The following is a 22,704-nucleotide window of genomic DNA, read 5'->3' as shown; positions in this document are numbered from 1 at the left end:
ACTTTTTGCTGCTTCATTAAAAAATTGTAAATAAAGGGCTGGATATTTTGGTTTATTTGTTTATTATTTGTTTGTCGCAGTCCTGATGCGATACAAATAATAAACAAGCTTATGCTAAATATAGCCACAATATAGTGGTCCAGGGAGAATCAAATGTTAAATAATAAAGTTTCAAAAGCAGTTCGCTTAGCGCTTGCTTTTGGTACAGCTTCAACAGCTGCGTTTTCTGTAAACTCTTATGCTGCTGAAGAAGAAGCAGCAGAAAAAGTTGAACGTATTGAAGTTACAGGTTCACGTATCAAACGTACTGATATTGAAACTGCAAGCCCAGTTCAAGTTACAACAGCTGAAGAAATCGCTGTAGCTGGTTTTACACGTGTTGAAGACATGATGAATAGCTTGCCTCAACTTGAAGCTTCAAACACAGCGTTCCAATCAAATGGTGCTTCTGGTACAGCTACTCTTGATTTACGTGGTATGGGTTCACAGCGTACTCTAGTACTTATCAACGGTCGTCGTATGCAAGCGGGTGGTATCTACACTCAGTCGGCTGATATTAACCAAATCCCAGCTGCACTTATCAAGCGTGTTGACGTAATGACTGGTGGTGGTTCATCAACTTACGGTGCCGATGCGGTAGCGGGTGTTGTAAACTTTGTAATGAACGATGAGTTCGAAGGTTTTGAAGTAAGCCTAGGCTCAACTGCATATCAACACGACAATGATAATGAATACATCCAAGGTTTAATGGATGAGCGTGACTTCGACTACCCAGAAGGTAGCTCAGGTTTTGACGGTTCTTCTTTTGACTTCTCAGCTACATTAGGTGGCTCTTTCGATAGTGGTAAAGGCCATGCTGTTGGTTATTTCACTTACCAAAAGCAAAATGAATTACGCCAAGGTGCTCGTGACTATTCTTCATGTGCTCTAAATGCTGCAGGTACAGCGTGTGGTGGTTCTGGTAACGCTGTAATTCCTAACTTCTATATCTCAGCGCCTACAGACAGCGGTGCATTCGATTGGGATGATTACGATTATTGGACACTTGGTTCTGATAGTAGCTTCATTCCTTCAAGTGGTAACGTATATAACTATGCTCCAATTAACCACTTCATGCGTCCTAACGAGCGCCACACCTTAGGTTTATTCTCTAAGTACGAAATTAATGATCACTTCCAACCGTTCATGGAAGCGATGTACATGCGTGACCGTACTACAGCGCAAATCGCTGAGTCTGGTACGTTCTTTAACGAAAACTATGTTATCGATTACGATAGCCCGCTTCTTACAGATGCACAGCGTCAAAACCTAACTGATCGTTTTGGTTTAACTTCTGGTGATGAGTTTGCAACTTACATCGGTAAACGTAACGTTGAAGGTGGCCCACGTGCTGATAGCCTTGAGCATAACTCATTCCGCTTAGTACTAGGTAGTAGAGGTGAAATCAGTGACCTTTGGTCATACGAAGCATTCGTACAATACGGTTCTTCGTCTTCATCTTCAGCATACGAAAATGACTTCTTCGGTCCGCGTATCAGTACTGCACTTTCTGCAAATGGCGAAGACTGTTCAGCAACATCTGGTTGTATCCCTTACGAAGTATTCACGTATCAAGGTGTTACTCCTGAGTCAGCTGGTGCACTAACTGGTACTGCGATTCTTAATGGTGTTACAGAGCAGTTTATCGTGAATGGTTTCGTTACTGGTGAATTTGAATGGGGTCTTCCTTCTTCAGATTACCCAATCGCGGCAGTATTTGGTGCTGAATACCGTGAAGAAACTTTCAGCCGTACAGCGGATGAAGTTTACGCACAAGGCTTATTACTAGGTCAAGGTGGTACAACTAAGAGCTTAAACGGTGAATATGACGTAACTGAATTCTTCGGTGAGTTAAGCTTACCAATTGTTGAAGATGTAACAGGCTTCGAAAGCTTATTGGTTGAACTAGGTTATCGTTGGTCTGATTACAGCACATCAGGTTCAGAGCCTACTTATAAAGTAGCTGTAAACTGGGATGTTACTGAAAACTGGAAGATCCGTTCAAGCTATAACCGTGCAGTTCGTGCTGCGAACAACGGCGAGCTATTCGCACAACAAAGCACAGGTTTATGGGCCGGTACCGATCCTTGTGCGGGTGCAACACCATCTCTTAGCCAAGCAGAATGTGCTAATACAGGTGTTCCAGCATCTCAATACGGTAACGTAGGTAAGAGCCCTGCTGACCAATACAATGGTTTCTTCGGTGGTAACCCGAATCTTAGCCCTGAAATCGCTGATACAATCACTTTAGGTGTTGTTGGTAACCCGTTTGAAGACTTTAATTTCTCAATCGATTACTGGGATATTGAATTAGAAGATGCAATTGGTGCGATTGACGCAGAGCTCATTGTTGAGCAATGTGGTAAAACAGGCCAAGCAGTATTCTGTGATAACGTACAACGTACGCCTGGTAGTGCTAGCCTTTGGATTGGTTCTGGTCAAGTTGTAGCAACTAACACTAACTTAGGTAACATTCACTATGAAGGTGTTGATTTAAGTGCTAACTACGACATGGAAATCGGCGGTGGTACACTTTCTACAAGCCTTATCGGTACTTACATGATGACTAAGGAATTTGATAATATTCCTGGCGTAAGTGAAGTATATGACTGTGTTGACACGTTAAACGATGGTTGTTACCCACAACCAGTATGGCGTCATGTTCTTAGTGCAAGCTATGACACAGGCAGCTGGTGGAGAGCAACAGCTAAATGGCGTTACTTCGGTGCTGTAAGTGACTATGAGGGTAGTGATACTTTAGCTCAAGGCGGTATTAGTTCACAAAGCTATCTTGACCTTAAAGGTTCATTCACTGTAAATGATTACACTTCAGTACTTATTGGTGTGAATAACGTTCTAGACAAAGAGCCGCCAATGGTAGGTGGTTCACTATCTACAAATGGTAACGCGATTGCTGGTTTCTACGACACATTAGGTCGTTACTTCCACGCAAGCGTAACGTTAAAATTCTAATTTGAATTAATTAATGTATTATAAAGCGAGCTTCGGCTCGCTTTTTTTATGGGGAAACAATGACATCAGAACAACACGCGTTTACCCAAGCTGTTGCTTTACTTCAGCAAGGTAAAGTTAGCCAGGGGATAGAATTATTAAAACCGTTAACATATAACAGTGAATTAGCTGAAAAAGCGTTACAGATCCTTTTCAAAGTTGCTATGCAGCAACAAGACACTGAAACAGCCATTGCTTATTGCCAGCAACTGGTATCGATTGCTCCAACAAAATTTGATTACGTACTGACCCTAGTGCAAATAAGTTTAAGTTGTGGTGAGTTCGAAATTGCAAAAAACGCGCTATTACCTTTATATACAGCAAATCCGCAGCAAGCTGATATATGTTTTCAGCTAGGTACTATAGAACGAAAGCTTGATAACGCCGATGCAGCGATACGCTTCCTCGAGCAAGCTCTCACATTATCTGAGCAGTTTAAAGTACCCGCTTTAATAGAAATTGCTTATGTGCATAATGAACAGTTACATCAACCGAGTGTTGCAATACAGTATTTAGAACAAGCGATTAGGCATGATAATAAGAGTTTGCAAGCCAACTTCGCATTGGCAAATATTTACGAACAACTCGGTAATAAAGATAAAGCGAAAAAGGGCTTTCAACAGGTTTTAAAAATAGATGCATTTAACGCGATGGCACAAGCAAGGCTGGCTGACATCGAAACATTTTCTGAACAAGATGCGACTAACTACGAACAAGCATGCCTAGCTATATTACAACGAGAGTCAGATGATATTGCCTGTGCTGATCTTTATTATGCACTTGGTAAAGTGTTTAATGATTGCAAAAATTATCAGAAAGCTTGGCACTATTATGTAAAAGCAAATCAATACAATAAAAAGTATTTACCAGTTTATGATCGCCAGTCTATTGAAGCGGTAACTGACTACACCTTAGCGCGTAATATCACTCTTCAAGCAGCGAATACCTCTATTACGCCTATCATTATTTGCGGTATGTTTCGTTCTGGCTCAACACTGATTGAACAAATTATCAGCTCTAACGAGCAAATAGCAGCAGGTGGTGAGATTGCCTATTTACATTCATCGTTATTCAATTTAATTAGTGATGAAAAGGCGCTTGCAAATAAGGCTAAAGATCCTGAGTTTATAAATGGTTATAACGAGCAACTAACTCTTCGAGCCGAAGGTGCTATTTACGTTACAGATAAACGCCCAGAAAATTACCTTTATTTAGACGTTATTAAGCAGCTATATCCAAATGCGAAGATCATTTGGACTGAGCGAGATATCAAAGATAACAGCTTATCAGCTTATTTCCAACATTTAGGCCCGAGTTTAAACTACGCGGTGTCACTGAATGATACTTTGCATCACTATGAGCAGCAGCAACGCATTAAGTTACATTGGCAGTCGTGCTTTAGCGATGATATTTTTACGATAGATTATGATTTACTTGTTGAGTCACCTAAGCAGGTATTAGAACAATTGTTTAGTTTTTTAGGGCTAGAATACACTGATGAAGCACAGCGATTTCATAATAAATCTGGCACTGTAAGTACAGCGAGTGTATGGCAAGTTAGAAAGCCACTTTATAAGTCATCCTCAGGACGATTTGCAAATTACCTTGAACACATACAGGCCGATGAAGAATCCTATCTAGATGCAAAAGCGCTGTTAAATAAGTAATTGGTAATAAAAAAGACCATCATTTAGATGGTCTTTTTTATTATTTTAAGGGCATGATATCACATGGAATAGTTAGCCGAGGGCTAGTGCTTTTTAGTTGGTATGTACCATGCCAAATATAGCTTGGAAATATAATAATTTGACCTTCCTCAGGGCATATTTCACGAGCTATAGACTCACGCTCACCTAAGTTAAGACTGGTTTCTCCTAGCTTAAGCCAGCCATTTTTAGTTTCATCATCTTTACTCATCTCATTAGGAATAGAAATATAGCTCGGCGCTGATAACCAACCTTGAGGGTGGATATGATTAGCATGAAAACCACCTTCTTCTAGTTTTACCGACCAACTACCTCTGGCAACAAAGCGTTTATGATTACGCGCTAATAGAGGGTGGTTAGCATCCTCTGGTAGCTGCATCAGGTATTGATTAATGCATTCATTCATAGATGACTTAAATAAATCAATAAGTTGGTTTGAACGGTGTAACAAGTGACCTTGGGTTTGACTACCGCTGCGCACACTTTGATCTAATGGTTGTAGTTTATTTGTGTGAAGGCTGATCATTAGCTCCTGCAACTGCTTATTAAAATCAGCAAAGGTCTTAAAACCAGGCGGAGCAGGTAGCTCCATCACTTTAACGAATTTATCTAGGTCAGTTAACCAGTGATATTTATCATTATTTGATAGTCGCCAAGCAATACTTAAATATGCCCAAAGCTCTTGGTTGTGAGGATTCAATTTTACTGCGGTTTCTAAATGAGAGATCGCTGAGCTGTAATCGCCTTGTTGTATGTAAAAGTTTGCTAAATCAATACAGTAACGAGCATTTTGTGGGGCTGCTTTAACGAGCTGTTGAAGGAGTGAAAATGCTTTTTCTTCTTCACCTGTTCTATCTAGAATAATACTGTGGGCATGATGTAAATCTAAGTTTTGTGGATGGTTTTGGGTTGCGTTACTGCTTACTAATAATGCATCTTCTAGCTTATCTAGTTGCAGTAGTTGGCCAATTTGTGAATGGATCAGAACAGGGTTTGCATCATAGTTCTTGAAAGTTTGAGCATAAGAACTCATTAATTGGCTCTGCGAGTGTTCCCAGTAGAGCTTGTTAAGGCTTTCATGTGCTGGTACATAGTTAGGAGCAAGCTCTAAGCATGCCTTAAGATGAGCTTGTGCTTGTTCATACTGCTGTAAATCATAGTATGTACAACCAATTATGTAATGCAATTCGGCGCTTGGTTGCTGTTTTAAAAGCATTTGCAAAAGCGCTAACGCCTCGGGAAATTGACCTAGATTTCGATAATTACAGGCATGTTTATAAACGAAATGAAATTGCCCTTTTAATTGGTCTGGCAATTTTGTTTGAAAATAGTTTTCGATTTGTTGTAAGTCACCCAGTCGCTCGAAAAGTTCTAAAGTGAGCCAGTGGTAACGAACTAATGCGTTCAGCGAGGGCGATGTTTCGCTTAGTAATTGTTCAGCTTTTAATAATTCATCTTGATTAATTAGGCTTTCAATGTAATTGAGGCGTGGCTTTTCAAGTGACAAAGAAGCTGTGTTGTATTCACAAAACTGAATACAGTCTGCATACTTTTTTTGTTTACATAGTAGATTGGTGTAGTTGTCTAAAAGGCCGACATGATTACTAAACTGGCTTAAGCCTTGTAAGTAACACTGCTCAGCATCAGTTATTTTGTTTACAGCTGATAAACATAAGCTATTTAATGTATACCAATCAGCGGTTTTGTTTGTGTGTAAAGAAAGGAGTTGTAATGCCTGCACATATTGTTGCTGATTGAATGCGTGCAAAGCTCTTTGCAATGAATAATTCACTCGTACACCCTGTTTTTGCTTTATGTTAACAGGGTGTACTGTAAAGTAAAATATTACTATTGATTTACATCAAGGTTTCTGATTTCTTCGGTGTGCTTACTGTCTTTTACTTGTTGGTGAAGGGTTATAAACAGCCCTGAAAGTTAACTTAGTTTAGGTTAGCTTTGGTTTTTTTTTGTAAGGCCTGATCTGGTTGTGAAAAGCTGACTTAGCATTAAGATTTCTATTCGAAAAAAACCGCATGCCGCTGATTACTAACATGCGGTGCTTAGCGATTAATTGTTTGAATCTATATCTTTGATCTCAACAGTACCGCTATTGTCTTGGCGTTTTAAGTTAAGCTTTTTAATTTTTTCTAACATTTCAGGTGAGAAGCGACCAAAATCCATCGTTCGCATCATGATAGAGTCATTAATAAAGTTAACATTAACGGCACCCATGCCTGAGCTACTGCCATCTGCAGAGACTGGTATATCAGAATTACTCACTACAGCGTTTAACATAGCCGCAGGGTTAGTTGAGGCAGATGCACCAAAACTACGTTCTGTTCCAAATAAGTCGGTTATATTCCAATCTTCAATGTCAATTTTAAACCGTTTTGCGTATTTAACATCGCTTTTCATTTGACCTTCAGCGTAGTCCTCTAAATGTTCACGTAACTCAGTTTCGAAGTCAGTAAACAATGATTCAGTTTGCTCATAATACTTAGATACATAAAGGCGGTTTTTACGCTTAATTTGCATACCCCTATTCGAGTTTACAAACTCTTCACCGTTTTCAACTAGTTGATGGTATACTTTGCTGCCTTTATAAGCTTCATTACGCAGGTTTGGGCTACCAATATTACCTTGATAAAAGCCGTACATAACAATTGGTTTCTTTTTACCGAACTTTTCGAAAACGATTTTATGTTGGATATCATTCAATGAAAGCTTATAACCAGCAACGGTTAAAAATTCTTCATCTAAAATTGAATCATCATCAAAAAGAAGGTCTTCTGTATCGCGAACAGGGTAGTGCTCAATTAACTTTTCAATCATCGCTGTATTGTAAAGGTTAAGCCAGTAGGCCAATTGCTCATCAAGGCTAAGTTCGTTCAGAGAAATTTCGTCAGGTACTTTTTCTAAGCTAACACGAATTTTGTGAAAGCCATCTTTTATTTCTGATTTGGTTACTGCCTCAAATAAAAAACGATTAGCCTCCAAAGCTGTATCATTATTTTTGTGGGATTTCATTCTTGTGCCAATTGATGACTTCGATTTACGTGAGCTTCTATCTGACCTACCCATATCAAGAACTGTTATTTCAAGTAAGTTATCAAGATCCTCATATGAAATTTTTATATCTCGATTAAGGCTAAAGTCGGAGAATTCTTCTGGTAGTTCATTTATTTTTGCGTACGAAGAAAGTGAGCAAAAAGTAAATGCAATTAGTAATAATTGTTTAAGCATGATTTTTCCTTGTTGTTTTAACAATCTAACTATTGCCGATTGTTACATTTTTTTCAAGTTGATATGTACCGAATACATTACTACTTGGCATGGTTATCCTAGTAAATTAGGAGGGTTAAGGTTTTTTATTGAGTCGGTTGATTGGGGTTGGTTAATAGAATGTTCATTCTATTAACTTTTGCATTGTTAATCTGGTAATTTCTATTTAACTATCATTTTATCTAGGTAATTTGTGGTTTCGTCTTTATCTCGTGGGTTTAAGTTTTCAAATTTTAAATTTAAGTGATAAAAAAATCTAAAATACAAACCGGTCTTTTGTTGCGTTTATTGCAAGTATGTTGTGTTATATTGATGCGTACCCTTATTGATACTAAATAGTGGGATTCTTCTTATCCTTTGTAATTCATTGTGAATGGTGCTCTACCCTTTATGGTTTAAGGGTTTTTCGTGTGTTAAATTTGTTTTTAACTCTGTGGTGTTTTTATATTTATTGTTAAAAGTTGAACTTTTGCGTTACTGAAGTGTTGACCTTTGAGAGTGGCGAGTATTATTATCAAAGCTCGAAATGTCTGCGTAATATGCATTTATTTTGAATAACTATAAATATTCCATGAATAACATGGTCCAGGGAGAATCAAATGTTAAATAATAAAGTTTCAAAAGCTGTTCGCTTAGCGGTTGCTTTTGGTGCAGCTTCTACAGCTGCATTTTCTGCTAGTACATTTGCAGCAGATGAAGAAAATGCAGGAAAAGTTGAACGCATCGAAGTAACAGGTTCACGTATCAAGCAAGTTGATATGGAAACTGCCTCACCAGTGACAGTTATTACTGCAGCTGATATCCAGTTATCTGGTGAAGCGACAGTTGCAGATGTATTAAATAACTCGTCTGTAAACAGTTTCGGCTCTTGGCGTGGTATGTCAGGTTATGGTTCAGGTGCCGCCGCAACTTCAAACGTTAATATGCGTGGTCTTGGTGCAAACTACACACTAGTTCTATTAGACGGCCGTCGTATGCCTGGTACTAGCTCTTCTTCAGGTGCAGCTGCTGATACGTCACGTATTCCAATGGCAATCGTTGAGCGTATTGAAATTCTTCGTGAAGGTGCATCTGCGGTATACGGTTCTGATGCGGTTGCTGGTGTAATTAACATCATCACTAAAAAAGATTTTAATGGTTTAAACTTCACATATGACACAGAGTTACCTTCAGTAGAAGGTGGCGATACTAATCGTTTCTCTGTGACTGGTGGTTATGCATCTGATAAAGGTAATATCACATTAACTTACGAACACTATAAAGCAGATGCAGTTTATGACCGTGATATCTGGGAATTAGATTCTGAATTATACGGTGCATTCTCGTCTTACAGCTCTGTTCCAAACGGTCAAGGCAAAGATTCTAAAAACTGGTACTCAGCAGACTCATGTGATGCTGCAGATAATACGGTACCAAGTAGTGATGGCCGTTGTTTATACAGTTATGGTGCTGTAACTAAGCTTTTCGCTGATGCAGAACAAGATTCAATTCTTTCAAACTTTAAGTACGAGTTAACTGACGACTTATATTTCCGTGGTCGTGCAAGCGCTTCAATGTCTAAGACTGATGCTCGTTATGCTGGTACACCTGTATCAACTACAAAACCGACTATGTATGCTGATAACCCTATGAACCCTTATGGTGAAGATATTTCACTAAGCATGCGTTCTGCTAACTTGGGTAATCGTGATACACGCGTTGAAATTGCTAACATCGATTTTGTTGGTGGCTTAGTAGGTTATACTGATATTGGTAACGGATTTGACTGGGAAATCAATGCTCAGCGTAGCCGCTCTACGACTGAATCATTCAACCGTAACCTAATTAATGACCCACTTGTACAATCTCTAATTGATACAGGTGAGTACGATATCTTTAATACTACAGGTATGGACTTTGCGTCATGGGATGCACAAATGGCAGAGCTTTATGCTGGTGCAGCTCACATGGGTACCTATAAAGCAGAGTTCGAAAGTACTCAATTTGACGGTTTAGTTTCTACAACGCTTGTTGATAATGAATCATTTACTTTAGCAGGTGTAGTAGGTGCTGAATTTGAAACTATCGACTTTACTCAGTATTCAGATCCTCTATCTGCTTCAGGTAATGTGTCAGGTGGTTCAGGCGGTGATGATGTATTTGCAACACGTGACCGTACTTCTAGCTACTTAGAGCTTCAAGCTGCTTTCCCATTCGGTTTAGATTTAAATGCGGCGGTTCGTTACGATAAATATGAGCAAGAAGGTGACGTAGGTGCATCTGTTGTTGCAGGTGAATTCGATAACGTAACTAGTCAACTAGGTGCTGCTTGGCGTATCACTGATGACTTATTAGTACGTGCAAGCTGGGGTGAGTCTTTCCGTGCTCCAAACATGGGTGAGATGTTCTCTAGTCAATCTTTAAGCTTCGAAACTAACTACGATACACTTTGGTGTGATAACCAAGGTAACGCTGCAAGCGATACTGTTTACTGTGCGCCAAGTGGTTCACAACACAAAACTTGGTTTGGTGGTAACCCAGATTTAGAGCCAGAAGAAGGTGAGTCTCTAACTGTTGGTACAGTTTGGAATGTGACAGATACACTTTCAATGGAAGTTTCATACTACAAAGTAAAAATTGATAACCGTATAGCTGCAATCAGTACAGATCGTTTACTGTCTGATGAAATTGAAAATGGTTCTAACCCAGCTGTTGTGCGTGATGCAGAAGGTAAAATTGACGTAATGTACAGCTTTGACCAAAACATGGCTTCTTTAGAGACGTCTGGTTTTGACTTTAAAGCGAACTACACTCATGAAACTAACATCGGTGATTTCTCATTACGCGGTGAAGCAAGCTATGTTGAAGAGTTTGTAGAAATCACAGAAGCAGGCGCAGATCCTTTCGATTACTCTGGTCTTCAAGACTACCCAGAGTGGCGTGCAAATATGACGCTTGATTGGAAATATGACAACTTTGGTGCTGCTTGGTCTACTTACTACATTGGTAAACAAGAATCAGGTGCTGAAGAGTTCAATTATGATGCATTGGCACCAGTACCAAGCTACTTCAAGCATAATGCGCAAGTATCTTACATGCATGATTGGAATGGTAAAGTAACATTTGGTGTTAATAACATCTTTGACCGTGAAGCACCTAAGTGGTATGACGGTTTCTATGACTACCGTGATGCTTCTACAGCACTATACGATGTGCTTGGTAGAACAATTTTCTTAAAAGTAGAACAAACGTTCTAACTTTAAAGAATGCATAAGCTTTAAAAACCTCGCCTCATAATAGCGAGGTTTTTTTTTATAAAATAAAAAGCAATTAGCTCTAGGGATAAAACGAATTACACCATTGCAACATGTAGATAATATTAAAGCGCCAATAATGATAGTGTAAAGTGCGAAAAACCCGCGTGTAGATAAGCAATATGTGACCGATTTACGCGATGAATAGGCAAAAAAGGAGTAATTTTGTCTGATAGTGAATAAATCATGAAAGAAAATGAAGGTCACGGTTTTCAAAAGCAAGAAAATAAAATTGAGTTTTATACAAAAATGGAAAAGTTTTTGGCTAGATATTTGAAACAATCAATTACCAATAAAGTATGAGGTGCTCAGAAATTAAGGTTAGAACCTTGTTCTGATTTTTTTATTGTTTTGAATATATAAATTAATGTGAAATATATGTAATGAAATTTTTCTTTAATTAAATATTTACCTGAAACTTAAAATTTACATTTAAAAACAATGGTTAAAAAGCTGTTGACCAAATGTTGTCCCTAATATTAGTATTTAATCCCCTTATGAGGTACTAGTTCCTTTTTTGGGGTTAAAATAAATTAATAAAGTCATAACATGGATATGACCAGGGAGAATCAAATGTTAAATAATAAAGTTTCAAAAGCAGTTCGCTTAGCGATTGCTTTTGGTGCAGCGTCAACTGCTGCATTCTCAGCAACGAGCTATGCTGCTGATGACAAAAGTGTAGAAGAAGTTGAACGTATCGCTGTAACCGGTTCACGTATTAAACGTACAGACTTAGAAGGCTCAATTCCAGTAACCGTTATTGACCGTGCAGCAATCGACTTTTCAGGCCAAACGTCAGTTTCTGATTTAATTCGTAATACTAGCTTTAACTCTGCGGGTTCATTCCGCCCTCAATCTGGTAGTTCAGCTCAAGGTGTCTCGCAAGTTAACTTACGTGGTTTAGGAGCATCACGCTCTTTAATCCTAGTAGATGGTCGCCGTCTTCCTAAATCACCTTCGACAGGTAACTCACAAGACTTAAACTCAATCCCAATGGCTGCAGTAGAGCGTATCGAGATTTTATCTGATGGCGCTTCAGCTGTTTATGGTTCTGATGCGATTGCAGGTGTAATCAACATCATTACACGTAAAAACTTTAATGGCGTTGAGGTACGTCTAGGTGCGGGCGATGTAAGCCTTCCTGAAGAGGGTGGTGATCGTGAAGAAGGCTCAGTAGTTTTTGGTGCATCGAGCGATAATGCATCAGTGATTGGTGGTATTTCTTGGAATAACCGCGATATTATTTATGAACATGATTACCCTTGGGTTCAACCTGGTGCATCTAGCTTTGGTGTTAACGCTTTAAAAGAAGCTGGTTACAGATCGATCATTTCTCAAGAAGAATGTGACAGCTTAGAAAACTTCATGTATGGCTCAACGGGTGCCTGTGGTTATAACTTCAACGCAACCAATGCTAATGAAGCGTCAACAGGTAACCAATCTGCTTTCCTAAAAGCAGAATATGAGATTAATGACGATTGGAAAATCTTTTCGCATACGCTTGTTTCTAAAACAAAATCATTTGGTCGATATGCACCTTCTTTGAATGATGCAGGTGATGCAGCCTTCTTATCAGATGATAGCCCTAACAACCCTATTAACCCAAATAGCCCTTTTTACGATGCAGAATTTGCGAGCTACATGGCTGATAAGCGAGCTGGTGAAATTGCCAATGGCGATGATCCAAGTTTAGTTCAAATCCGTCACCGCTTTGCTGCACTAGGTAACCGTGATAACAACGTAGATAACTGGTCTACAGATTTCTTATTCGGTGCTGAAGGTTCAATTGGTGATGTTTTTGTTGATTTTGGTGCACGCAAAACTAAAACTAAAACATACGAAATCGGTCGTAACTACTTAATGGGTAGTAATGCGCGTGCTGCAATGGATAGCGGCGCTTATATGTTAAATGACCCATTTGGTTCTCGTTTTACAACGGATACTGAAAAGAGCGATTATCAAGAGCTTTTAAGCGGCCTTAAAGTAACCACTTCTCGTATTGGTGAATTCAATCAAGAAGAGCTATTCGCTTCAGCATCGTTTGATGTAATGGAAATTGGCGGTGGTATGATCCAAGCAGTAGTTGGTGCTGAATACCGTAAAGAAGAGTATCAAGATACGTATGATTCGCTTTCTGAAGCTGGTCAAGTTGGTGGTTCATCAGGCAACAGTGCGGGTGGTTCTCGTGATGTTAAAGGTGCTTATTTCGAGGCATTATTCCCGTTAATGGAAGATCTTGAGATGACTCTTGCTGGCCGTTATGATGAATATTCTGATTACGGTAGTGATTTCTCGCCTAAAATCTCATTTAAATATGACGTAATGGAAGGTTTAGTACTTCGCGCGTCATACGGTGAAGGTTTCCGTGCGCCAACACTTGATATCACGACTGCTAAGCCAGCTCCTGATAACCCAAATGTTAGCGATGATCCTTCATGCTTAAACTTTGGTCTTGAAGCCGGCTGTGATGTTCAAGTTAACGCAGTTACTCTTGCCAACCCAGAAATTGGTTCTGAAACATCTAAACAAACGTCATTAGGTTTAGCATATCAGCCAACAGATTGGTTAAACTTCTCTGCTGATTATTATGATATTGAAATATCAAATATGATCCGTTTCTTTGGTGCAACAACGATTCTTAACCGTGAGCAAACAGGCGATCCAATTCCTGCGGGCTTAGGTGTTGAGCGCTTAAGCAATGGTGGTATTGATCTAATCACTCAAGGCTACGCAAATGAAGGTAGCTGGTCTATCAATGGTTTAGACTTAAACTTAAATACTACCTTTGATTTTGGTGATGCGGGCACATTCAAGCAAACTCTACAATGGAGTCACCAGTTTGAAAGCGTAGTAGATGGCGGTCGTAATACACTGAAAGATCCAGGTGAGCCTCAAGATCGTGCAGTTCTAAACAATACTTATACTTGGAGTGATTTTGACTTTGTATGGAATATCAATCTAATTGGTAAGCAATATGAAGACGTTACTCAAAATGATGATGGTTCTTTAGATAAGACAGGTAATATTGCAACTTGGGTAACACATGATTTGCAAGTTACATATAACATGTCAACGGGTACGCAGATTTCTCTAGGTATGCAAAATGCCTTTGAGAAAGAGCCGCAATTAAGCCCATTTGGCGGTCGTAACTATAACTTCGATTTATATGACGCATACGGACGTATTACATACCTTCGTTTCCGTCAATCATTCTAAATAAATCAATATGAAGGGTGGGCTTAAGCCCACCTTTTTTTCGGGAGTAAGTGTGAAACATTGGGATTCATATTGGTTATCTACTGAGACTTTAAGTAGTTTTGCCCAAAGTAATCATAAAGATGGTTATCAAGGCGATGTTTTATATTTTTGGAATGCTATTTTTAAAGAATTTCAAAATTCAGCGAATCTTTTAGATATAGGTTGCGGAAACGGTGCATTGGCCGTCTTGGCTGAGCAATACCCAAATGAATTTAAGATCACGGCAATTGATGCTGCAAAGATAGATCCTATCAAACATTTTAACAACAATGAGAAAGTCTCTATTTCATTGAATAAAATAAAATTTATAAGCCAAGTGCACTGTGAAAACCTAAGCTTTGACGATTCATCCTTTGACTATCTCATTAGCCAGTTTGGCATTGAATATTCAGACATAAAACTATCTCTTCCTGAAGCTAATCGAGTTCTTAAAAGTGGTGGTGAAGTGATTGCACTAGTTCATCATAGAAACTCTTTCATAACTCAAGATTGTCAGCAAGGAATTAAAGTTCTCTCACAATTCATTAGTAAAGGCGGGCTCGCGTATAAAGTTAAAAATTTTATTGAGTTCAGCATTCATTATCGTCGACTAGAAAAGCCAACGACACAAGAACAAAATGAATTCTTAGCAAATAACGAAAACTTATTACAAGACTTCAAAAAAGTGCAAATTAATTTAAGTTCTGAAGTTGAACAGGATTGGTTTGGACAGCTCGCACAAAATTTTATTCCGATGATAGTAAATTGGAGAGAAGTTTCAGTGCATCAAATTGACAGTCTAATAACGGAACTTATTAACTATCAATTAAGAATAAATGAGCAAATCAAAGCTTCTTGGAATGAAGATGATAAAAAGGCAATTAGTTCTAATCTGAGCTCAGATTGGAAAACAATTGATATCACACCTAAAGAGATTGATGGAGAGTTGTTCTGTTGGGTTTTAAGAGCTAAAAAGCGATAGTGGAACTATTACCTATTACTAGCAATTATTATTAGTTTTTTAAGCTTTACTTATCCAGTCATTTGATATTGTGAGAGTTTAGTTAAATAAAAAGCAACTTTAAGCAATAAACAAAAATTGAGAATTTAAATTACACTGCTAGAATGTATTTAGTTTTAGATTTTTTAATGGCCTGGCTCTGATAAGACTACTTCTATTTTACTTTTCTGTTATCACGCTTTTATTTTCTAGTGAAGCTTTAGCCACACAACTTAAAGCGGGTATCGTTAATTATAACTTTTTTCCTTACCATACTCGGGATGCTGACGGGCAGTTTTCGGGCGTTATTGTTGGCTACAGTAATGAAATTGCTCGCTTGGCAGAAGCCGATCTTGAATACCGTGTCTATGACAGCTTAGATGAGTTGTTAGATGCACTGAAAGTGGGTGATATCGACTTTGCCGTTGGCCTAAATAAAACCTCACAGCGTAAAAAGCATTTCTTATTTTCAACACCATTTATGGAAGCGCCTAGGGGGATAGTTGCGAATAAGTCCATCGCGAATGACGCATTAAAAAATTTGGCGAGCCTTCGCTGGGTGTGTATTACGGGTAGCTCACATTGTGAATATTTAGTTGAAAATGGCGCGCTATTTATTAATCGTTTTATAAAACCAGAAGACGCCTTTAAAAAAGTAGCAGATGGCTCGTTTGATGCGTTTATGGGTGATTACTCAGTTTTATCTCACCAACTAAAAAATCGTTCTCAAGAAAACCTGAAAGTTGTGAGCCCAATTTGGTTATCGAGCGAAACCTTGCATGTAATGTTTAATAAAAACAAAACTGCATTACGCAACCAAGTTAACTCGGTTTTAGCCGCTATTTCGCCAACCACGAAACAACTGTGGGAAAGTTCTGCTAGTGAAGAATATTTAGCCGCTAAAGCGTATAGTCAATTTAAGCGTGATTTTAATCGCATTGAAAAGAAAGAAGAAAATAATTACTTACTGACATTTTCTTTTGTCGATGGTTTATATCCAATTCATGCAACAAGTAACTTAGGGGAAGCTGATGGCTACTTAAATGATACCCTTGAGCTTTTAGCGCAGCGCAGTGGCTTTCAATTTAAGTATATACCTGCAGCTAATTCGAAAGAGTTGGAACGACTATTTTTAGCCAATAAAGTTGACTTAATTCCGACCATGAACCCCACAAAAATTGATGAGGGGGTGTTGATAGCACTGCCTGCTCACTACGGTTTAGAGATGGTGTTAATTTCTAAACGAGCAAGCCAAACTAAACGGATTGGTTATTTAGAAGTGTTTGCTGATCCTAAGCAAAAGCTTGTAACGAATGAACTCGTTGAAACGGTATCATTTGACTCAATTAAAATGCTATTTTATGCACTGAGAAATGACAACATTGATGCTGTGATATTGCCGCAAAGTATTGCGGCATACCAATTAAACCAGTTCTATATTGGTGAGTTTTATATAAATCCAAAATACCGTTATACCCAGCCTATTTATTTTTTAGTGAATAAGCACTTTTCAGAGTTTGCTACTTTGCTTGATAGCCTGTTTAAAACATTGACCAGCAACGATTTTAGCCATGTTGTCAATCGTCATGGCATTTTTAGTATTGAACGTGGCTACGACCGTAAAACAGTGAATACCACGGCAATTCTTATTTTAATTTTAATCGCTGTATCGGTGATTTATTTTATTAGCTGGCGGTTAACTATTAATCGCGAAATTGCAAAGCGTAAAGAAGCTGAAGAAGTGGCATTGATTAAGCTCAACTTTACTCAAAAACTCATAGATGACTTACCCACTATGGTGGTGATACAAGATCAGCATCAAAAACGTGTTATGTGGAATAAAGCCTACAAAGAAAATTTTGCTCACCTGTGGGATGAAAATAACCAATATCTGCGCGGCGATATTAAAGTCGTCAAAAAACTGATTTCACAAAATGAACAAAGTATAAATTCAGGCAAAGTCATTAATCAGCATATTAATTACACTAACAAAGCAGGCAAAGAATTGGAGCTGCTTTACACTAAAAAGCCGTATTTGGGATTAGATGGTGAACTAGCAGGCATCATGACAGTACTTACTGATGTTACCGAGCACCGCCATTTGCAGCGTGAGAATCAGTCAGTTCAACAGCTTCTGCAAACAATCACAGATACCATACCCGGCGGCGTATTCCAGTATGAGTATTATGACAATGGTGAGGGGTGTTATACCTATATAAGTAAGGGCGCGCAAAGTTTATTAGGGGTTACTTCACGCATGATTAACCAGCGCGGTATGACGGGATGTATTTCCCCCTTTATTGTTGATGAAGATCGCGTGCAAATCGCCAAGAGTTTTAAAGCCGCGACAAAATTTAACAAACTGATTGATATTGAGTTTCGGATAAATAATCTCGGCCAGCAAATTTGGTGTCGTTATATAGCTAATGCTGAAATTAATAAACGAGATGATAAGCAAGGTGTGCGTTGGAATGGGATCTTACTCGACATCAGCTTGCTTAAACGTCAACAAGCAGACTTGAGTAAAGCCACTCAACTCGCACATCAAGCTGATCTAGCAAAAAGCCGCTTTATTGCCACTATGAGTCATGAATTAAGAACGCCAATGTCTGGGGTAAATGGCTTTATAGAGTTGTTAAAATCATCAACGCTTGATGAAGAACAGCATTACCTTGTTGAGCACATCGACAACTCTGTAACTAAGCTTCGCACATTAGTGGATGATATTTTATATTTTGCCAACACCACGACAGGCAACATTGAAGTTGAATTACGAGAGGTCGACTTAGAAGCACACTTATGCCGTGTTATGCGTGCCCATGAATACCTTGCTAAGCAAAAAGGGCTTGGGTTTAACGTGATATGGCGCACAGCTGCTTATAGCCTGGCTTCAGTTGATATAAGCCACTTGATGCAGGTTCTCTCTAATGTTTTAAATAACGCTGTGAAGTTTACTGAAAAAGGCTCAATAAGCTGCGATGTTTTATTTGAAAAGCAGTCTTTAAAAATTGAAATATCAGACACAGGCAAAGGCATGACGGCTGAGCAATTGGCGCATACATTTACCCCGTTCGAGCAAGCTGATAACTCAATTCAACGACGTCATGGAGGTACAGGTTTAGGTTTGAGCTTGGCAAAGCAACTTGTTGAAGCCATGCAAGGTGAAATATCCATTTCAAGTACTTTTGGTAAAGGCACCCATGTTTATATTGCTGTGCCACTTAAAAAAGTCAGCAAACAAAAACTGCAGGCTGTATCAGTAAATTGGGCTGTGTGTACTCAAGACCATCAGTTATTAAATAATCTAGCTAATATGGGTGTAAAGCATCATCAATTAAGTTGGCCAATAGATAAAGACGCATTTACGCAAGAAGATAATATTCTTATTGATGAAAGCTATATTAAAACGCTATGGGGCGCTAATTGGCTGCAATCAATCAGTACAGCAAACAATAATTACATTTTAGTTGCAAGCGCAAAGAAAGTGCATAGGTCGGCTAATTGTAGCTGTCATATTCTCCCCGTAGAGCCATTATATCCAGATACCTTACGCGAGCTTATAAACAGCATACATACCAACAAGGATGAGGGTTTGGCTGCGCAAAATGCTCAGTTACATGGGCAAATATTAATTGCAGAAGATAATAAAACAAATCAATTATTACTCGAAAAACAATGCCAAAAACTCGGTATCAAAGCGGTGATGGTTGATGATGGTATTGCTGCACTCAGAGCACTTGAAACAGGACAGTTTGATTTATTATTAACCGACTGTCATATGCCCGATTTAGATGGGTTTAAATTAACAGAGCAATTGCGCAATCAAGAAAAGTTTAAACATTTGCCAATTATTGGCTTTACTGCAGATGATTCAAAAGAATGTTTTAACAAAGCATTAAAATCAGGAATGAATAGCGTTTTATTTAAGCCTTATAAACTTAATGAATTATATAATCGTCTGGCTGAATTCATAGATTTGAGTTCTAACGACTTACCAAAAAGTAATGGAAATAATGATATAAGCTTGCAAGGAATAAAAGATAAACAACATTGGTTAACTGTTTTTGGTAATGAGAGTGATGCGAAAATGCTTGCCGACGTATTTATTAACAGTTTGCAAAGTGATTTAAACACTCTGCAAGAACACTTGGAAGCTCAAGATTTAGAAAAGGTTTCAGCTGCAATACACAAACTTAAAGGCGCTATTGTCATGCTACAATATCCGCCTTTATCAGAACTTATTGTGACAACTGAAAGTACCTTTAATCAACAGCAAGATACATTAATTGTGGAACAATTAATTACTGAGTTAAGGGATGTAATAGATAAAATTAAGCTATGGTTATAATGAAAAAATAGGATAAATAAAAAACATAGAATAGATTATTTCATTAAATCCACATATACTAGCTCTTGTTGAACATTTAACTTTACTTTTAATTTTTAAGAGAGCTCTCAATGAAAGAAATCCGATCTTTTGTAAAATCTGCGTCATTATCTGAATTAGAAAAAGCAAAACAGCTAATTGACACAGCAATCGAGAAATATACTCAACAGCAAGAAGCTAAAAAAGAAGTACTCGATTTACTAAAAGAAAAAGGACTTACATTAGAAGATCTACAGGATGTAGCAACAACAGATAAACGTACTAAGGTTAAACCAAAGTACCGCATCGAATTCAATGGCGAAATTGTTGAATGGACAGGCCGTGGCAAACGTCCTAAAGCATTCCAAGGTGTCGATTTAACAAAACACCTCGCTTAATTTTTGCTTTAAAGAATATCAAGGGAAGCGTATGCTTCCCTTTTTTATGTCGATTATAGTCAGATAACATGAAGTACGTACTCAGACCCTACCAACAAGAGGCCGTAGCACGCACGGTTGCTCACTTTCGACAAACTGACGACGCTGCGCTGATTGTTTTACCAACAGGGGCAGGAAAAAGCCTTGTTATTGCTGAACTTGCACGTATTGCCAAACAAAAAATTCTGGTGCTTGCACATGTTAAAGAATTGGTAGAGCAAAACGCCGAGAAATATATGAGCTTTGGTTTTAAGGCGAGTATCTTTTCTGCAGGGTTAAAACAAAAGTCTTTAACAGAGCAAGTCACTTTTGCGAGTGTGCAATCACTGGCACGCAATACAGAAAAGCTCACCGATGCTTATTCTTTGTTGATCATTGATGAATGCCACCGTGTAAGTGGTGATGAACAGAGCCAATACGGGCAGGTGATAGCAAGCCTTCAAAAACAAAACCCCAATCTTAAAGTACTTGGCTTAACCGCAACACCATTTCGTATGGGGATGGGCTGGGTTTATCATCATCACTATCATGGTTTTGTTAGAGGTGATAAAGATGCACCGTTTAAGAAGTGTATTTTTGAGTTACCACTGCGCTATATGATTAAGAACGGCTATTTAACGCCGCCCCATGAAGTCGATGCTGCCATTAGCCATTATGACTTTTCATCATTACCGAGTGATTCATTTGGTCGGTATAGCATTGAGAATATGAATGCATTATTGAAAGATAATACACGCGCAACAAAAGCCATTATCAATCAAGTTATAGAATACAGTGAACAGCGTCATGGCGTGATGATCTTCGCAGCAACCGTTATGCATGCCAAAGAAATTACCAGTTACTTACCTGAAGATAGTACGGCACTTATCACCGGTGATACTGATAATAACGAACGTGATCGGATTATTAATCAATTTAAAGCAAAAAAAATAAAGTATTTAGTTAATGTATCTGTACTCACGACGGGTTTTGATGCACCTCACGTTGATTACATTGCGATTTTACGGCCCACCGAGTCGCTCAGTTTATACCAACAGATTGTCGGTCGAGGCCTTCGTTTAAGCGAAGGGAAAAAAGACTGCTTAGTTATTGATTATGCTGGTAACGGCTTTGATTTGTTCTACCCAGAGGTCGGCAGTAAAAAAGCGCAAAGTGATAATGAGCCTGTTCAAGTGCTGTGTCCAGGCTGTGGATTTGCGAATATTTTTTGGGGTAAAACAGACAGCGAGGGCAAAGTGATTGAGCATTTTGGCAGACGTTGCCAAGGTTTGCTGGACGATGGTGAAGAACAAGTACAGTGCGATTATCGTTTTCGGTTTAAAGAATGTGAGCAGTGTGGTGAACAAAATGATATTGCTGCAAGGCAGTGTCAGTCCTGTGGTGCCATGATGGCAGACCCTGATGATAAACTACGAGAAGCACTAAATTTAAAAGATGCCTTGGTATTAAGGTGTAGTGGTTTGTCAGCTCAGGTGCTCGCAAAAGGTTTACTTAAAATTAGCTATTATGATGAAGATGGAGCCAGTTGTGATGAGGTATTTAACTTAGCAAATGATACAGGGAGATTTATTTTTAATAAGCAGTTTGGTAAGCGAGCAGCACCTGGTTTTACCCCAATGGATTGGCAAAGCGCGGAACAGGTTGTCAATTTACAACAGCAACTACTTGCACCCGATTTTGTGATTGCGCGTAAAAATAAGAAATACGGTTGGAAAGTGGCAGAAAAGCTATTTGATTATCAGGGCAATTTTCGTAAGGCGAATCAACTAAATTGATTCCCCTTACGATGTTGTGGGAATGGTTTATTCTTCTTCAGCCATCAACCCCCAGCCATCGCCATAACCATTATGGCCATTAGCAATGCTTTCTAAGTATTGTTCAGTTTGGCTAAGTAAGGTGTGATCAGGCACCATCTTCACACGAGTAATTACTTCCCACACCCCTGTATCTGGGCATTTAGTTAACTCTGTTGAAGGGGCAAGTTCATCACTTGTAATCGCTTCAGCAAATTTTTCTGCTTCAGGCTTTTGTTCAAAAAGAATATAGAAATCGATAGTTTGCATACTGGTTAAATCGACACCAGCGTCAGCAATTTCAGCTAATAATTGACCGTTTTCGTCATCAGGGAAGTGCATTTAGTCGCTCATTCATTATAAATCTAGGTATTATCCGCTATTGTAGCGAAAATAAGTGTTTAACGCGTACTAATTTTAACATTTCAATTATGTCAGTGGCTATGGCACTGTGCTAGTATCTTTTTGTACTCATTTTTGATTGTGACTCTTCCAAAAAAGTAAGGATATTTTTTGTATACTCGGCATTTCTTTTTTGT

General features: G+C 38.6%; 11 protein-coding genes. 8 read left to right on the top strand and 3 right to left on the bottom strand.

The features are described 5' to 3' along the window. The first annotated feature begins 153 nt into the window (after positions 1–153). Both KQP93_RS11225 and KQP93_RS11220 read left to right on the top strand, forming a co-directional pair. Positions 154–3,012, top strand: coding sequence for a TonB-dependent receptor domain-containing protein (locus KQP93_RS11225; protein ID WP_217874458.1), 2,859 nt, complete (start codon positions 154–156; stop codon positions 3,010–3,012). 59 nt (positions 3,013–3,071) lie between these two features. Further along, positions 3,072–4,718 carry a tetratricopeptide repeat-containing sulfotransferase family protein gene (locus tag KQP93_RS11220; RefSeq protein WP_217874457.1) on the top strand — a complete coding sequence of 549 codons (1,647 nt, stop codon included), beginning with the start codon at positions 3,072–3,074 and terminating at the stop codon, positions 4,716–4,718. A 40-nt stretch (positions 4,719–4,758) separates the two neighbouring features. Here KQP93_RS11220 and KQP93_RS11215 read toward each other — a convergent pair whose 3' ends face one another. Together KQP93_RS11215 and KQP93_RS11210 are read right to left on the bottom strand one after the other, a co-directional pair. Further along, the gene (locus KQP93_RS11215) at positions 4,759–6,549 is read right to left on the bottom strand and encodes a putative 2OG-Fe(II) oxygenase (protein WP_217874455.1); all 1,791 of its coding nucleotides are present in this window, start codon (positions 6,547–6,549) and stop codon (positions 4,759–4,761) included. 275 nt (positions 6,550–6,824) lie between these two features. Beyond that, positions 6,825–8,000 (bottom strand): DUF547 domain-containing protein, encoded by a 1,176-nt coding sequence (locus KQP93_RS11210; RefSeq protein WP_217874453.1) that lies wholly within the window; start codon positions 7,998–8,000, stop codon positions 6,825–6,827. A 638-nt stretch (positions 8,001–8,638) separates the two neighbouring features. Between KQP93_RS11210 and KQP93_RS11205 the strand changes: the two genes are divergently transcribed. From KQP93_RS11205 to KQP93_RS11180, 6 genes are all read left to right on the top strand, one after another. Beyond that, positions 8,639–11,275, top strand: coding sequence for a TonB-dependent receptor (locus KQP93_RS11205; protein WP_217874450.1), 2,637 nt, complete (start codon positions 8,639–8,641; stop codon positions 11,273–11,275). A 630-nt stretch (positions 11,276–11,905) separates the two neighbouring features. Further along, a complete protein-coding gene (locus tag KQP93_RS11200) occupies positions 11,906–14,548 on the top strand; it encodes a TonB-dependent receptor plug domain-containing protein (protein WP_217874449.1) in 2,643 nt (880 codons plus the stop codon). A gap of 52 nt (positions 14,549–14,600) precedes the next feature. Beyond that, positions 14,601–15,551, top strand: a complete 951-nt coding sequence (locus tag KQP93_RS11195) for a methyltransferase domain-containing protein (protein WP_217874447.1) — start codon at positions 14,601–14,603, stop codon at positions 15,549–15,551. A gap of 172 nt (positions 15,552–15,723) precedes the next feature. After that, the gene (locus KQP93_RS11190) at positions 15,724–19,917 is read left to right on the top strand and encodes an ATP-binding protein (RefSeq protein ID WP_369598765.1); all 4,194 of its coding nucleotides are present in this window, start codon (positions 15,724–15,726) and stop codon (positions 19,915–19,917) included. Between the two features lie 110 nt (positions 19,918–20,027). After that, the gene (locus tag KQP93_RS11185; protein WP_063707100.1) at positions 20,028–20,333 is read left to right on the top strand and encodes an H-NS histone family protein; all 306 of its coding nucleotides are present in this window, start codon (positions 20,028–20,030) and stop codon (positions 20,331–20,333) included. A gap of 68 nt (positions 20,334–20,401) precedes the next feature. Beyond that, positions 20,402–22,147: a DEAD/DEAH box helicase gene (locus KQP93_RS11180; protein ID WP_217874443.1), complete on the top strand. Its 1,746-nt coding sequence runs from the start codon at positions 20,402–20,404 to the stop codon at positions 22,145–22,147. A gap of 27 nt (positions 22,148–22,174) precedes the next feature. Here KQP93_RS11180 and KQP93_RS11175 read toward each other — a convergent pair whose 3' ends face one another. Further along, positions 22,175–22,507: a ribonuclease E inhibitor RraB gene (locus KQP93_RS11175; RefSeq protein WP_217874441.1), complete on the bottom strand. Its 333-nt coding sequence runs from the start codon at positions 22,505–22,507 to the stop codon at positions 22,175–22,177. Between the last annotated feature and the right edge of the window lie 197 nt (positions 22,508–22,704).

Origin of the sequence: Pseudoalteromonas shioyasakiensis (assembly GCF_019134595.1) — a bacterium.
Lineage (GTDB): Bacteria > Pseudomonadota > Gammaproteobacteria > Enterobacterales > Alteromonadaceae > Pseudoalteromonas > Pseudoalteromonas shioyasakiensis_A.
Note: the sequence above shows the minus strand (reverse complement) of the source record. Positions and strands in the feature narration are given on the sequence as shown.